11 protein-coding genes are annotated in these 15929 nt (G+C 53.0%); 10 read left to right on the top strand and 1 reads right to left on the bottom strand.

From position 1 onward, the window contains the following. Positions 1 to 10 precede the first annotated feature (10 nt). On the bottom strand, positions 11 to 484 hold the full coding sequence (locus tag PGL02S_RS09865; RefSeq protein WP_006212347.1) for a DUF2621 domain-containing protein: 474 nt from the start codon (positions 482 to 484) through the stop codon (positions 11 to 13). 125 nt (positions 485 to 609) lie between these two features. Here PGL02S_RS09865 and PGL02S_RS09860 point away from each other — a divergent pair, with 125 nt between their 5' ends. From PGL02S_RS09860 to PGL02S_RS09815, 10 genes are all read left to right on the top strand, one after another. Next, a complete protein-coding gene (locus PGL02S_RS09860) occupies positions 610 to 1731 on the top strand; it encodes a deoxyribonuclease IV (RefSeq protein ID WP_036642965.1) in 1122 nt (373 codons plus the stop codon). Positions 1732 to 1868: 137 nt separating this feature from the next. Further along, on the top strand, positions 1869 to 2768 hold the full coding sequence (gene purU, locus PGL02S_RS09855) for a formyltetrahydrofolate deformylase (RefSeq protein ID WP_036642961.1): 900 nt from the start codon (positions 1869 to 1871) through the stop codon (positions 2766 to 2768). Between the two features lie 359 nt (positions 2769 to 3127). Next, entirely contained in the window at positions 3128 to 5527 is a 2400-nt protein-coding gene (locus PGL02S_RS09850; protein ID WP_051449299.1) for a DUF7408 domain-containing protein, read from the top strand. Next, positions 5524 to 6453 (top strand): ABC transporter ATP-binding protein, encoded by a 930-nt coding sequence (locus tag PGL02S_RS09845; protein ID WP_036642956.1) that lies wholly within the window; start codon positions 5524 to 5526, stop codon positions 6451 to 6453. Before PGL02S_RS09850 ends, PGL02S_RS09845 begins: the two co-directional genes overlap by 4 nt. Then, positions 6450 to 7397, top strand: coding sequence for an ABC transporter permease (locus PGL02S_RS09840; RefSeq protein WP_036642954.1), 948 nt, complete (start codon positions 6450 to 6452; stop codon positions 7395 to 7397). Before PGL02S_RS09845 ends, PGL02S_RS09840 begins: the two co-directional genes overlap by 4 nt. A 35-nt stretch (positions 7398 to 7432) precedes the next feature. Further along, complete coding sequence (locus tag PGL02S_RS09835; protein WP_036642951.1) at positions 7433 to 9100, top strand: phage tail length tape measure protein; 1668 nt, start codon at positions 7433 to 7435, stop codon at positions 9098 to 9100. A 72-nt stretch (positions 9101 to 9172) separates the two neighbouring features. After that, a complete protein-coding gene (locus PGL02S_RS09830; RefSeq protein ID WP_006212335.1) occupies positions 9173 to 10162 on the top strand; it encodes an AAA family ATPase in 990 nt (329 codons plus the stop codon). Then, positions 10159 to 11109 carry a DUF58 domain-containing protein gene (locus tag PGL02S_RS09825; RefSeq protein WP_036642948.1) on the top strand — a complete coding sequence of 317 codons (951 nt, stop codon included), beginning with the start codon at positions 10159 to 10161 and terminating at the stop codon, positions 11107 to 11109. Before PGL02S_RS09830 ends, PGL02S_RS09825 begins: the two co-directional genes overlap by 4 nt. A 255-nt stretch (positions 11110 to 11364) precedes the next feature. Continuing rightward, on the top strand, positions 11365 to 13362 hold the full coding sequence (locus tag PGL02S_RS09820) for a vWA domain-containing protein (RefSeq protein WP_036642945.1): 1998 nt from the start codon (positions 11365 to 11367) through the stop codon (positions 13360 to 13362). Next, a partial coding sequence (locus tag PGL02S_RS09815; RefSeq protein ID WP_127502857.1) for a VWA domain-containing protein occupies positions 13346 to 15929 on the top strand: 2584 nt, incomplete at its 3' end. The genes PGL02S_RS09820 and PGL02S_RS09815, both read left to right, overlap by 17 nt.

The following is a 15929-nucleotide window of genomic DNA, read 5'->3' as shown; positions in this document are numbered from 1 at the left end:
GGCTGTATCATTACTTATTAATCAAATGCTGATAAGGCTTGTAGTCAATTTCCTTCTTTTGGAGGAAATTCATCAAGAATTTGTAATCCCGCTTCGGCGTAGCCACGATGTAACCTTTGATGCAGTGGTCTTTTGTCACTGCTTTGGCATGGTCCTCAATAGCAATCTTGCCAATCTCCGCTGCAATGGAGTGTTTGGCAATATCCCGGAATGGTCCCGGAACGGGCTGCACCAGCTCGTCCAGAAAGGCTTTGGCTTCATCAGTCCACAGCGGGCGGCTTCGCTCGACCCAGTAGTTCTGCCAATCCAGCTTGGATTTGCCGTCTGCTTTGGGAAGCACTTTCAGAAACTTGCGGAACATGAAAAATCCGCCGATGCCCATCAGTCCAAGCATAACCCATCCCCAGAAGGCAATGGAGTTCATGAACCATGACGGTGGCGCACTGGAGGACAAATATCCCAAGACGGCTCCTGTGCTCTTCATCTGTATATCACCTCAATGATTATTATCACATGACACTTTCATGAGAATTATAACGCATTTCTAGATTTATTTCGATATACAAGCTAAAATAGGTGTAATTGTGTGTTAAAAAAGGGGGATGCAGCATGTTGAAAATTGGTTCCCACGTGTCGTTTTCGGACAAGGGATTGCTGACTGCGACGGCTGAGGCCACATCATATGGCTCAAGCTCGTTCATGATATATACCGGCGCACCGCAAAATACGCGCCGCAAGCCGATCGATTCCATGTTTATTGAAGAAGGCAAGGCCGCTATGCAAGCAAGCGGGATTGATGAGATTGTGGTCCATGCGCCATATATTATCAACCTCGGATCGTACAAGCCCAATACGTTTGAGCTTGCCGTGAGTTTCCTGCAGGAGGAGATTCGCCGGACACATGCGGTTGGCGTGAAGAATATCGTTCTCCATCCTGGTGCATATACAGATAAGGATGCCGAATACGGCATTGACCGTATTGCGGAAGGACTCAATGAAGTTCTTGGCGGTACGGAAGAGACCGAAGTGAAGATCGCTCTGGAGACGATGGCCGGCAAAGGCACCGAAATGGGACGCAGCTTTGAAGAAATTGCTTCCATTATTGATAAGGTGAAGTACAATGACCGATTGGCGATTTGCCTCGACACTTGCCATATTCATGATGCGGGTTATGACATCGTGAATGATCTGGACAACGTACTGGAGCAGTTCGATAAGCTGATCGGACTCGACCGGTTAACGGTCGTGCACGTAAACGACAGCAAGAACCCGCGTGGAGCGGGTAAAGACCGCCATACGCCGATCGGAACCGGTTGGATCGGGTATGAAGCCATTCAGAGCGTGGTTCATCACGAGAAACTTCAAGGCAGACCGTTCATTCTGGAGACGCCGTGGATCGGTAAAGATCCGAAGACGCAGCGTCCGATGTACGAAATTGAAATCGCGCTTTTGCGTGGAGATGTGGAGGGACGTTTCGGGCAATCCTTTGTTCAGCAAGTGGAAGAGCTGCGAGCCTTTTTTGCTAAGGAAGGAATCGACTCCCGTTCGTTCGTGCTGGATACGTGGACACTTCTGAAGAATGATGCCAAAGCCAAAAAAGCAGATCCACGCGAACCGATGGAGCGTCTGTATGATATGGTCATGGCAGCTGGATTATTGCCTGAGCTTGCGGAGGAGCAGATCAATCAGCGCATCATCGCCTGGTTATCCGGCACTTCCCTGAGTTCATAAAGCTTCATTAGAGGCGGCATTCATTAATGTGAAAAAATACTAAGGCATTCTCAAGAAAACTTCCGCTTGCTGCGGTTGGTTTTCTTGGGAAGCCAATTCACGCTAATTGTAGATGTAGAGGAGGATCACCGAGTCTCATGGAAATTCACATCAAGAAGGATCTGCCGTCTGTGGCAGGCCAGTACCCTAATCGTGCCCGCATGCTCATCTCCTGTCCGGATGGACCAGGAATCGTGGCAGCGGTCTCCCAGTTTCTGTATCAGCATGGTGCGAACATCGTTCAGTCTGACCAGTATACGATGGATCCTGCAGGCGGTATGTTTTTTATGCGGGTCGAATTTGATCTGGAGGATCTGAACACCAAGCTTCCTCAACTGGAGGAATCGTTCCTGAAAGTTGCGGACCAATTCCGTATGGAATGGAATATCTACCATGCAGCCCGTAAGAAACGGCTGGCGATTTTTGTATCCAAAGAGGATCACTGCCTTGTAGAGCTGTTGTGGCAATGGCAGGCAGGCGACCTGGATGCTGATATTGCGCTGGTGGTAAGCAATCACCTGGATATGAAAGAATACGTGGAATCATTCGGTATCCCGTATCACCATATTCCGGTTACGGCAGATACAAAGCCTGAAGCGGAGAAACGTCAACTGGATGTAATCGGCGATGATATCGACGTTATCATTCTGGCGCGGTACATGCAGATTATTTCGCCAACCTTTATCGAACATTACCGGAACCGGATTATCAATATTCACCATTCCTTCCTGCCGGCTTTTGTCGGTGGCAAGCCTTATGCACAGGCCTATAATCGCGGCGTGAAAATCATCGGAGCAACCGCCCACTATGTAACCGAGGAGCTTGATGGCGGACCGATTATTGAGCAGGACGTGCAGCGTGTAAGTCACCGGGATGATGTCAACGAGCTGAAGCGCATTGGCCGTACCATCGAACGCGTGGTGCTTGCAAGAGCCGTCAAATGGCATGTCGAGGATCGGATTCTGGTGCATAACAATAAAACGGTTGTATTCAATTAAAGTGTATCAACCAGGCGTGTAAGTATCGATAGGAGAATAAGAGAGTTTACACCCTAAATTGCATCAGCAGTAACTACTATCCCGACGATTCATCATAGAAAGTACAATGGAGCAGCCTGACACTTTAACGCTGCAATGGATTAGCTCTTGATCCCGCTCCTTCTTCTTGGAGCGGGATTTTTATTTGATTTTTATTTTGGAAAATAAGCCCAATCTCCAGCCGAAGCCCGCAAAAATCGGCCCTGAGTATCCTTTTATGGAGAGAAACGTCAAACTTTTTATAATTTCGACTCGTCAATATAGTTGAACTGCCAAGAGAACCATTACATAAGTCTTCTGATTTATAGGTGTAATTTATCATGAGAAAGCAATTTATATGTGGAGAGGGGAATCATCAGTTGTCGTTTTATACAAAAAAAACGTGGATTCTGCTGCCGATAGTGGCACTGCTGATTATGGCAACGTTATCCTTGTCAATTCCGGCAGGAAAGGTCTACGCCGACGGAGCGAAGATTGGAATTCAATCCGAAATGGGTTACCAAGGCAAGATCAAAAATCAAAAATGGAGTCCTGTCAAGCTGACCTTAACAAGTGACCGGGATATTTCCGGTGACGTGGTTGTGCAAATTCAGGACAATAATGGCAATAGGTATCAAACTTCCTATGTGCAGCAGGTGGATCTGCCAAAGGATACGCCGAAGGAAGTAGTCATTGGCATTCCGGGGACGATGCTTAATAAAGATAATAATCAGATCCTGTTCTATGAAGGATCTTATTCCAAGGGAAAGCCGACGACATTTGCAACAGGGAAAAGTTATCTCCAGGCCTCCCCGTATCAAGGTGCACTCATTGCTGTATTATCCGATGATCCGGATACAATGAATTTCATGAACGTTCTTAATGGTAAGGGCAACAGCTTGAACGTATTTCCGCTTAAGGCGGCCAGCATACCAACGGATCCGATGCTGCTTAGCGGGCTGGACGTGATCGTTATTAACAATTTTGCATCCGATACGTTATCAGAACCTCAGCGCAAAGCGATAACGGGTTGGGTTAACGGCGGCGGCACGCTGGTTCTGGCAGGAGGAGCGGGTTACGCCAAAACAGCAGCACCGTTTGCCGATATCGCACCGGTTGTTGCGAATGGAACGGCCTCTGTTCAGTCACTATCCGAACTCGAGAAGCTTGGAGGGAAGCCGCTGAAGCTGGATGGGGACTTTACCATCTCCACAGCGAAGGTGGTGGAAGGCGCCAAAATCGGGATTGAAGCAGACGGCCAGCCTTTGTTTGCCTCGCATGCCTACGGCCAAGGAAGTGTTCAATACGCTGCCTATGATCTGGCTATGGAGCCGGTAAGTTCTTGGGCAGGCCATCCGGATGCCTGGACATCGGTATTGCGGAGCAATCTTCCGATGACAGCTTCGCAAAATGGTATGATCTACAACTCGCTTATGGATAATCTGAATTATGTGCTGGAATATTTCCCTTCCCTGAAGATGCCGTCCTTCACGCTGTTGTTGTGGATGCTCATTATTTATGCGGTTGTGGTGGCACCGATTCTCTACTTTATTTTGAAGAAGGCGGATAAACGGGAATGGGCGTGGTTCCTGATTCCGATCATCGCCGTCATTGCAAGCGTTTCGGTTTATGTCGCTGGCTCATCCGACAAGACGAGGGAACTCGCACATACCATAAACCTGATTGAGCTGAACGGTCAGGGAGATGCGGTTAAATCCACAGCCTCGGCTTTTTTCACACCTCGAAGCGGGAATTATGCGTTGGAGTTTCCAGCGAATACGTATTTGAAGACGGGAGGGGCCCGGAATACATTCGGGGGAATGGGCGAGAGCAAGAGCTTTGTCCGGGTGGAACAGGAATCCACCACGCTTGAGCTTCGCGATATGTCTCAGTGGTCGCTAGCCAAGGTATGGGCCGACCGCCAGGGAACGGAGGAGATGGGGCGTCTGGCCATGGATCTAAAGCTCGATGCCAAAGGAGTATTAAACGGGAAGGTCACCAATGAAACCATCAACGATTTGACCGAGGTGGTGCTTGTTGTTGGAGGCAATGCCTATAAGCTTGGAGATATCAAGAAGGGTGAGGCGGTGGCAATTCCGCAGGACCCACAACAAATCATCAAGTTTGTGAGTGGAGATTTATCTGGCATGCTGTTCCCTTATTCTCCGAATGATCCGAAACAGCGGGAGCGCGATATTTTATCCAACTACGGGTATTCGATGGGAATGGTCAACAAGGATGCTTACATTCTGGGATGGAGCAAGGACCATCTGACGAATTATACGCTGAAAGGCGCAGAGGTGGACAGTGATCAGCTTAATTTCTGGATTCAGCCCGTGACTATGGAATGGGGCCTGAGCGGAGAGATTAACATTCCTTACGGTTTCCTGTCTCCTGAAGTATCCCAGGTGAACACGCCGATGTTCGGGACGTTCCCTCATGGCGTTGAGATGGGACAAGGCACGGTAATCGCTGAATTCCCGTTAATATCGGAAGGCAACATCCAATATTCGGAGCTGTCCATCAAAGGCACCAAATTAAACAACAACGTAACGATGGAGATCTGGAACGCGAAGAAGAATGAATGGGAGCCCGTAAGCGATACGAACAATGTGCATACCATTACGGGAAATCCGGAGGACTACATCGTGGCTAACCGGATCAGGTTCATGTTAACCGCTAAGGATCAGACCAACTTTATGATGCCGGAGCTGTCTGTGAAGGGGGAAGCCATTCAATGATCGAGATTACAAACCTGAGCAAAAAATACGGGACATTCCATGCTTTAAAAGACATCAGCCTCCATATCGAGAAGGGGACTGTGTTCGGGTTCGTCGGTCCTAACGGAGCAGGAAAATCAACAACGATGTCGATATTAGCCACTCTGATGCTGCCGACCTCGGGCGTTGCCAAAGTCGGTGGATACGACGTTACGCAGCACCCGAAAGAGGTTCGCAAGCGGATCGGTTATATGCCGGATTTCTTTGGCGTATATGACCAGTTGAAGTCAACCGAATACCTTCATTTTTACGGGGCAAGTTACGGCATCCCGCGTGTTGAGCGGGAGCAGCTGATTCCGCAGCTGCTGGAGCTTGTGAATTTAAGCGACAAGGCGGATACGTACGTAGACAGTCTCTCGCGCGGCATGAAGCAGCGGTTATGCCTTGCCCGGTGTCTGGTGCATGATCCCGATGTATTGATTCTGGATGAACCGGCTTCGGGGCTTGATCCGCGGGCTCGGATCGAGATGCGTGAAATATTGAAGGAACTGAAACTCATGGGCAAGACCATTATCATTTCATCGCATATTTTGCCCGAGCTTGCCGAGATGGTAGACGAGATCGGTGTTATCGAGCACGGGGAGATGGTGGCCCAAGGCAAGGTTGCCGATATTCAGAGCCGGCTTCGCGTGAAAAAAGTCATCCATATCCGCACCCTTGAGCGTGAAGAGGAGCTTGCCGAGAAGCTGAGGGATGAGCCGTTTGTCACGTCTGTATTAACAGACAACACCGGGGTTCATGTTCATTATAGCGGGGATGATGCACAGCAAAGCACGCTGCTTCGGCAGGTGGTCTCCTGGGAAATTCCGATTGTCTCGTTTCAGGAAGCGCAGAGCAACCTGGAGGATGTATTCCTCGAAATTACCAAAGGAGGACCCCGCGAATGAATTGGAGCAGAAAATTAATTAACCCGGTCATTGATAAGGAATTTCGGCTGCGGATGCGTTCCACGCGTTCCATGCTGTCGGTGTTGTTGTACGTTTTGGCGCTTGGGGCTATTGCAATGGGTTTCATTTATCTCTTTTTATACTTGGGCCAGCGGGGACCGCAGCGGTTCGATCCGCAAACGAGCCAGATGATGTTCTATGTGCTGAGTTTTGCCCAGCTTGTCCTCATTGCGTTCATGGCGCCGGCACTAACCGCCGGAGTTATCAGCAGCGAACGTGAAAAGCAAACGCTGAGCATGCTGCTAACGACGCAGCAAAGCTCGGCGACGATTGTCCTGAGCAAGCTGGTGTCGGCACTTAGTTTCATGACACTGATTGTGCTTGCAACACTGCCGGTATATAGCATCGTGTTCCTGTATGGGGGAATTTCACCGAAACAGCTCATTTCGGTATTTGTATTCTACTTATTCGTGATGCTGCTGCTCGGTTCGCTTGGCGTGATGTTCTCCACCTTATTCAAGAGAACTATCGTAGCGATTATTGTCACCTATGGCACAGGACTTATTATATTTCTCGTGACGGGCCTGTTGTATCTGTTCTTTATGGGAATTGAACAGCGGAATATGTATGTTAACGGACAGTCGCCAGCTCCGGGATCGTATTCCTGGGTAGGATATCTGCTTGGATTGAATCCGGGGGGAGCGATGATGAGTTTGTTTAATCCATCGTTCTCAAAAGACGTGTTCCTGCTGTACGGCGGAAGCCTGAATAGTAAGGCTCCTATTGAATTATGGCTGGAGTTTCTGCTTGTGTACTCGGTCGTGATCGTGTTTGCCCTGTGGATTGCGATACGGAATATACGCCCCATCGCAAGACGCAAGCGAAAGGATAAAGCCAAAGACGCACTTCCGCCTGAACAAGAGCCGACCGTAAGCGGAGCCTAAGTACCAAGGATTGTACAGAGTAAGGAGGAATAACCATGGACAACATCATGCGTTTTGTTGAAGCAGCGAGACGGCGGCTTCAGCGCTTTCGTGTAGTCGCATATGCATTATACGGGCTCATTGCGGGTTTCGCCGCTCTGCTGCTGCTGCTCGTGATTGGGAGATTCGTGCCTATAGCCTGGCTTCCCGTCGCATCCGTTGTCATTCCGATTGCGGCGGGTCTTGGTGGCCTGCTGTGGGGGTGGCTGCACCGGGTTCCGATCGAGGAGGCCGCATCGGTAATGGATCAGGTTCCAGACGGAGCGGAGCGAAGCGACATGATGGTGACAGCCCTGTCATTTAAGGAAGAGGAGTCGCAGGCCGCGAAGTGGCAGCGTGAGCAGGCGGAGCGTTACGGCGCGCGGTTTGCGGAGCAGTTGCCGGAGCGTCTGCCTTCCCCAAGTCGAAAAAGACAGCTTTGGATATGTAGCGCGTCGCTTGCTGCTGTGATCGTCCTTGTGTTTGTTCCGAATCCGATGGACAAGAAAGTGGAGGCAGCCAAAGAGCAGCAGAGCTGGATGAAAGAGCAGGTAGCAAAAACCGAAAAGCTTGCAGAGCAGCTCCAGAAGGAAACGCTTGACCCTGCTGACAGGAAGAAGCTGCAGGAGAAGCTGGATGCCTTGAAGAAAGCGCTGGACCATGAGAAGCAGCCCGAGCAAGCGCTGGATAAGCTGGAGGAAGCGATGAAGGAGCTGGAGAAGCTGGCGAAGCAGCAGGAGGAAAAAGCGAAGGCGTTGTCTGAACTGGCGAAGAAAATGCAGCAGGAGAAGGCATTGTCTCAAGTAGGTAAACGGCTTGCTGAGGGTATGGCCGAAGAGCTGAAGCAGGAAATGAAAAAACTCACCGAGCAGGTGAAGAAGATGTCCCAGGAAGAGAAGAACGAGCTGTCCGACGCATTAAAAAAACTGGCGGAGGAAGCTTCCAAGCAGATGGAAAACGGTGACCTTGAGAAAGAGCTCAAGAAGGCAGCGGATGCTCTGAAGGACGGCAAGCTGCCGAAGGAGCTGGAAGAAGCGCTGCAGCAATTGGCTGAGGAGTTGGCGAAAGCGGCGCAAGCGAAAGCCGCATCGGACAGTCAGTCGCAGTCGGCCGCCTCTCTTGCGGCTTCACTTGCTTCACAAGGATTGAGTTTAGCCGATCAGATGGCGGCTGCAGGGATGTCAGTATCCGACGCCTGGAGTAATGGAGGCAGCGCGGAGGCATTGGCACAGGCAGGTCTTGGGGAAGGTTCGGGAGAGCAAGGCGAAGCCTCGGAGGGATCCTCCGGTGAAGGGGGGGCCGGTTCGGGTCAAGGCGCTGGCAGCGGGCAAGGAAGCGGATCTGGTTCTGGTTCTGGATCTGGTTCTGGTTCAGGTGGCAGCGGAGGAGCAGGAACTGGCAGCGGAGCGGGGCTTGGCACTGGCGGCCGCGAGCTTGTGACGATCCCTAGGGATTACAAGGGCAGCGGTAATGTACAGAGTGACTCCGGTTCGATCAAGGGCGGCGGAGGGGACATTCAGAAGGGCGGCGTTTCGCCGACCGTTCCGGGGATGTCGAGACCGTATGAGGAAGTGTACCGTGATTATGAGACCGAAGCTCGCAAGACATTAGACCGCAATCAGCTGCCTGACCAGATGCAGGGGTTGGTCGAGGAATATTTCATACAAATCAATCCGAACCCGTAAGGCACAAGGTAGCCCATAACGGACAGCAATAATGAGAACTTGAACTTTACCAAGAAGATGGAGGTTTCGTCCATGTCGGATATTGCAGTGAGACCACAGGAATGGATGGAGAAAATATCAGGCCTGCGGGAACATATCGGCAAGGTTATTGTCGGACAGCAGGAAGTTGTGGAGCAGATGCTCTGGTGTATCTTTGCAGGAGGCCACGCCCTCCTGGAGGGGATTCCGGGACTCGGCAAAACGATGCTGGTCCGCACGGTGTCGGAAGCGTTGGAATTGTCATTTTCCCGTATTCAGTTCACACCGGATTTGATGCCAAGCGATATAACAGGCACCAATATCTTGTCGTTCGGACAGCATGGCGACACAGGGATGACGTTTCAGAGGGGGCCGCTGTTCAGCAGTATCGTGCTTGCCGACGAGATCAATCGGGCCACGCCCAAAACCCAGAGTGCGCTGCTGGAGGCCATGCAGGAGAAAACCGTTACGGTCGGAGGGGTTACCCATCAGCTGCCAAGGCCTTTCTTTGTACTGGCTACACAGAATCCGCTGGAAAACGAGGGGACCTATCCGCTGCCGGAAGCGCAGCTTGACCGCTTTCTGCTGAAGATTGAGGTGTCGTATCCCAGCGCGGATGAATTGAAGGAAATCGTGAAACGAACGACGTCCTCGCACGAGTTTCAGGTGGAAAGGCAAATGACCGGGGAAGAGCTGCTGGAAATCCAGCGCGGGGCCAAGGAGGTCCTTGTTGCCGAGGAGATTCTGGATTATGCGGTTCGTCTGCTGATGATGACACATCCGGAAGAAGCTTCAGCGCCGGAGGCAGTCCGTAAATATGTCCAGTTTGGTTCCGGACCAAGGGGGATCCAGTCCATCATTTCGGTCAGCAAAGTCCGTGCTTTATGCAGCGGGCGGATGCATGTTTCGACGGGTGATATCCGCGCCGTGGCCTTAGCGGCGCTGCGTCACCGCTTGTTTCTGAATTTCGAGGGTCAGGCGCTGGGCGTTACAACCGACCGTGTGATTCAGGAGGTTCTGCAGGCGCTGGAGGCATCCGCGTGACCGGGGACGGGCACCTGCTGCCTCCGGAATGGCTCCCGCGTCTGGAGCGTCTGAGCCTGGATGCCAAGAGACGGGTTGCCGGAACGCTGCAGGGAAAGAGACGATCCCGCCGGCTCGGCTCATCGCTCGAGTTTGCCGATTACCGTGTATACTCACCGGGAGATGATGTCCGCAGATTCGACTGGGGCGTATATTCTCGTACAGGAAAAGCGTTCGTGCGTCAATTCATGGACGAGCAGGAGCTGACAGTCAGCATATTTGTGGATTGCTCCGCATCGATGGGAACCGTTATGTCATCGGCAGCAGATTCACCAGTCACGACAGTCCCGTCGGGGATGAAGGGAAGCCCGAAATGGACGCTTGCGCGTCAGTTGGCTGCAAGCATCGGTTACATGGCGTTGTCCTCCTACGACAGGCTGCAGATTGCTTGTTACAGCCGTACGATCAACAACCGTCTTCCGATCATGAGAGGAAAAGGCTCGGCTCATCGGCTGTTTTCATTCCTGCAAGGGGCAGAAACAGGAGGCGAGGGCAGCTTGAGCGCGGCACTTGCGGTGCCGGGTGCGCTGCCCAGACAGCCTGGAATGACCTGGGTCTTCTCGGACTTCTGGCTGGAGGGCGGCGAAGAGGAGCTGTTCAGGGCACTGTCCCTGTTGTCCGGTACCGGGCAGGAAGTGGTGCTGGTGCACGTCTTGTCGAGGGAAGAGCTGGAGCCCAAGCTGGCTGGTGACTTGCGATTGGTCGACAGCGAAACGATGAGTGGAAAAGAAGTGGCGCTTACGGGTAAAGTGCTTGATGCCTACAAGGAAGAGCTGGAGCGATATCGAATGATGCTGTCCAGTGTGTGCGCGGAGAGGGGAATGTCATACGTGCTGATTCCCGCGGATATGCCGCTTACGGAAGCGATGTTCGGGGTGCTTGCGGGGGCAGGCTTGGTCACTGGATAGGGGATAGGGCCAGCAGGTTATTGCGTGGTTCAATATCCATATTCAGGAGGGACATGTGGCTCAGGGAGCCTGGAAAGTCTGGGAAGCTCGTCTAATGTTGACCACTGAACAATAGTACTTATGAATACGGGTCTCTAAGAAAGGCTCCTATTAGCCAACAGATGATGCAGGAAGAGATAAGAAGGTCAGGCACATATTCGAATGTGAGAGCGGCAAGTTGCAAGTCAGGGTCCACGGGAGTAAGGAGGGGACACTTTGGGGGTTCAATCATGGCTGAGTTTATGGTTCGGTTTAACACTGCCGGCCATCGTGCTCATGTATATGTTCAAGCGAAAATATGTAGACACAACCGTTCCCAGCCACTTGCTGTGGGATCGGGTACTGCGGAACCTGGAGGCCAACAGGCCATGGCAGAAGCTGCAAAACCGGCTCCTGCTGTGGCTCCAGCTGCTTGCAGCGGCATTGATGGTCTTCGCACTGATGCAGCCCTTTATGCAGGTGTCCGGAGGAGGCAGCGCCCATGTCGTCATTGTTGCCGATACCTCGGGCAGCATGAGCGCGCAGATTTCTTCAGCTGAAGGCGAAGCAACAAGGCTGGCATTGATGCAGGAGCGGATTAAGGAATATGTGAAGGGGCAAGGGAGACGGAGCGAGATTACACTTTTATCCGTGGGAGCGAGTCCCGTGACGCTGGCCGCCCATGAAAGTGACCGGGCTGCAATCGACAAGGCCGTTGACGGCTTGCGTACCTATTATGGACCGGCTGCCTATCGGGAAACCTTGTCGCTCGCTTCAGCCCTGACACGGGAGGAGACGGATGCAGAGGTTGTTATCTTTACGGATAGCTACTGGAAGCCGGATACGGCTCCCATTGCTTTTCAGGTTCCGGTATCGGTGGAGAAGGTGCAGGGGGAGCTCCCGCATAACGTATCTATTGACCAATTCGGCATCTCACCGAAGGGTGATGCAGATTCATCCTATGCGGCGGTCGCTGTCATCAGCACGAATGCCAAGAAATCTGTCTCGGCTGAAGTGAACCTATACGGGGATGAGCAGTTATTGACCAGCAAAGTGCTGGAGCTGGAGCCAGGAAAGAAATTAACGGAGTCCTTTGCGAATCTGCCGTTTGCGGAAGTGTACCGGCTCGAGTTATCCCAGGAGGACGGATATGCGGCAGACAACGCATCCTTTGCTTTTGGCCTGGGCCACGGGTCTTCCCGCGTGCTGCTGCTGACTTCAGGCAATCTGTTCCTCGAGAAGGCGCTGCAGCTGAGCGGAGCCGAAGTGACCCGGGTTGCTATGGACGGATCGGATGGCAAGAAGGATGAGGATACGAGCAAGGACAAGGATGTAGACAAAGATAGCGTCAATTCGGATGTGCCGCCCGTACCTGAGGGTGAATTTGATCTGCTCGTTATCGACGGAAGTATACCGGATGGCTTCAGGCAAGGAAAATGGGCTGATCTGACGGCCAAAACCCCGTTGTGGACGATTGGCGGAGAAGGAACCAAGGTAGGCAGTCAGGGAGGGCGCCCCGTCCTTGCCAAGCATCCGGTGACCGCTTATGTCACTTTGTCGGGTGTCTATTTCGGTACATTGGTGGATCAAGCACCTGCGTGGGGTGAACCCGTAATTAAGCTGGGTGATCAGCCTATTGTATATGCCGGAACCGAAAGCGGCAGACCGCGGTTGTCGTTTAATTTCCTGCTTCAGGACAGCGACCTTCCGTTATCGCCGGAATTCCCGGTTATGGTCAGCAATGCGCTTGAGTGGATGACCTCGGGCAAGGGAAGCGGTCTTGGCCGGTATATGGCCGGTGCGCAAGCAGATATTCCGATTGCGGCAGATACGGTAAAGGCGGCATGGATTCCCAAGAGTGGTCTCGCTCTTGCTGATAGCTTCCCTGCTATGGATGCCCTGCGCAATGAGCAGGGGATATCCCCGGTGCAGATTGTGCCGGAATATCCGGGTCTGTACGCTTTTGAACAGCAGAATGAAGCGGGTGAGAAGCTGAAGTTTTGGCTGGCCGTGACAGCCGATCCGTACGAAGCGGACTGGAGTAACGATCAGGGGCCGACGGTGAGTCAATCGACACCGACTTCGGATGAGAGCAAGGCTGGTGATCGTGATCAGGCATCGGAGCGCAGCGGAGCGGGAAACCGCGCCAGTTCGTTAATGCCATGGCTCGCAGCCTTGGCACTGGCTGTTATCGCAGCGGAATGGGGGGTGTACCAGCGTGGGCGTTCAATTTAGCCAACCGTGGTTTTTGCTGCTGCTGATTCCGGCGGGAGCGTTTCTCTATTACGCATATAAATCGGATTTTCGACTAAGTGGTTTTCGCAAGAAGCTGGCCTTATTTTTTCGAACCTGCGTCATTCTATTATTAATTCTGATAATATCGGGTCTTCATGGCTTTACCGTACTGCACGATAAACAGGTTGTGTATTTGGCTGACCGTTCGGACAGTATGGGGGACTCTGCACGGATTACGGGCTGGATTAATGAATCCCTTGCAGCAAAAGGAGAGAAGGATGGCAGCGCTGTTGTATCTACAGGCCTTGAGGGGGCTGTGGAACGGCGATTATCCTCTGCGGATAACGCGGGCGCCTCTTTAAATGCGCTGCTGGAGCAGCGATTTACCGGACTGGAGTCAGGGCTTCAGCTCGCGGGGAGCCTGTTCGAGGGCAGCAGCGATTCACGAATCGTGCTGATCTCGGACGGGGAAGAGAACGTAGGCAGTATGGCCGCAGCGGGCAGGCTGCTGAAAGATCGGGGAATCGCGGTTGATGTGCTTCCGACCCCGAAGCAGGTTATCCAGGATGTGGCTGTCGAGGAGCTGAAGGTTCCGGATAAGCTGTATCAGGCAGAGTCGTTCTATGTGGAGGTTATGATTCGCAGCACCTTCAAGACATCCGGCGAACTGCGCATATATGAGGATAATCGCGAGATCGGCCGGGAGCGTGTGGATGTAACGCCTGGTGAGAACCGGTATGCCGTGAAGGGTTTGGCCAAGAGCCCGGGTCTGCACCGATATCGTGCTGAAATCTTCATGGACGGAGACGAAGCAGCCGCCAATAATGCGGCTTTCGATTTTACCCGGGTAGAAGGTCCCCCGAAAGTGCTGATCGTTGAAGGGACGCCGGGAACGTCAGGGAATATAACGGCTGCACTGGAATCGGGAATGATTGGCACCGAAGTGATTCCGCCGGAGCTGCTTCCGCTGGAAGCGGCAAAGTACGCCGTGTATGACAGCATTATTTTTAATAATGTCTCCGGCAGCGATGTAGGCGGCAAGCAGATGGAATTGATCGAGCAGGCGGTCCGGAGCTTTGGCATCGGGTTCATGATGGCGGGCGGCGAGGACAGCTTTGGGATGGGCGGATATTTTAAAACCCCGATTGAAAAAGCGCTGCCGGTCTCCATGGAGCTGGAAGGCAAACGGGAAATTCCCTCGCTTGGCCTTATTCTTGTCATTGACCGTTCGGGCAGCATGGACGGTAGCAAGATCGAATTGGCCAAAGAATCGGCCATGCGTACGGTTGAATTGCTGAGATCCAAGGATACGGTTGGCGTTGTTGCTTTTGACGATCAGCCTTGGTGGGTGGTACCGCCGCAGAAACTGGGCAATAAGGAAGAGGTGCTCAGCAGCATCCAGTCGATTCCGAGTGCTGGCGGGACCAATATTTATCCGGCCGTTTCCTCGGCGCTGGAAGAAATGCTGAAGATCAAATCACAGCGCAGACATATCATTCTGATGACCGATGGACAGTCCGCCATGAATTCCGGTTATCAGGATCTGACTGACACGATGGTGGAGAACAAAATCACGATGTCCTCCGTTGCGGTAGGTACGGATGCCGATACCCATCTGCTTCAATCCTTGGCGGAGGCAGCCAAAGGCCGTTATTACTTCGTTGAGGATGAAACTACGCTTCCGGCGGTATTTAGCCGGGAGGCGGTGATGCTGGCCAAATCCTATATCGTGGATAAACCCTTTGTTCCTGCCGTTCAGAACGCGGGCGATTGGGGAAGTCTATTCCAGCAGGGCGTACCGGGACTGTATGGTTATGTAGCAACAACACCGAAGTCCTCGGCCCAGACGGTTCTGTCCAGTCCGGAACCGGACCCGATCCTGGCGCGCTGGCAGTACGGATCCGGCCGCACGGTGGCATGGACGAGTGATTTAAGCGGGAAGTGGTCGAAGGAGTGGGTATCGTGGCCCGGCTTCGCCAGCACGCTGACCGAAATCGTGAAGTGGACGTTTCCGCAGTTTACGTCTTCGCCGTATGAAGTCACGACCGAGACTGCAGGAAACCAGGTGAAGCTGCAGGTGATCGCCGAGGGTGAGAACCCGCCGGAGAAGCTGAATGCGGTCATCGGGGATGATGAGGCCGGTGAACAGACGGTGGAGCTCATTCAGGAGGCGCCCGGCCGTTATACCGGACTTGTCCATGTGTCCAAACCGGGAGCGTATCTCATGTCCCTTGAGGATGCCAGCGGGGAAGAGGCGCTGCAGGCAGCGCCCGGCACGGGTTTTGTTGTACCGTATTCTCCGGAATACCGGTTGTCTTCCGGCAGCGGCGAGGAAGCCATGAAGCGCCTGGCCGAGGTTACCGGCGGCCGCGTGTTATCCTGGGACGATCCGGCCGAAGTGTTCGACCGGCAGGCGACCTCGCGGATGAACCTCCATGATTGGAGTTATCCGCTGCTGGTGGCGGCCCTGCTGCTGTGGGTCGCCGACATCGCCGTGCGGCGCCTGGCTCTGCCATGGGGCGCCATCGGCGCACGGCTGGCCGCCCTGCTGCGCAGGCGGCCGGCTC

It is taken from the genome of Paenibacillus glucanolyticus NBRC 15330 (assembly GCF_004000885.1).
GTDB classification, from domain to species: domain Bacteria; phylum Bacillota; class Bacilli; order Paenibacillales; family Paenibacillaceae; genus Paenibacillus_AQ; species Paenibacillus_AQ glucanolyticus.
Note: the sequence above shows the minus strand (reverse complement) of the source record. Positions and strands in the feature narration are given on the sequence as shown.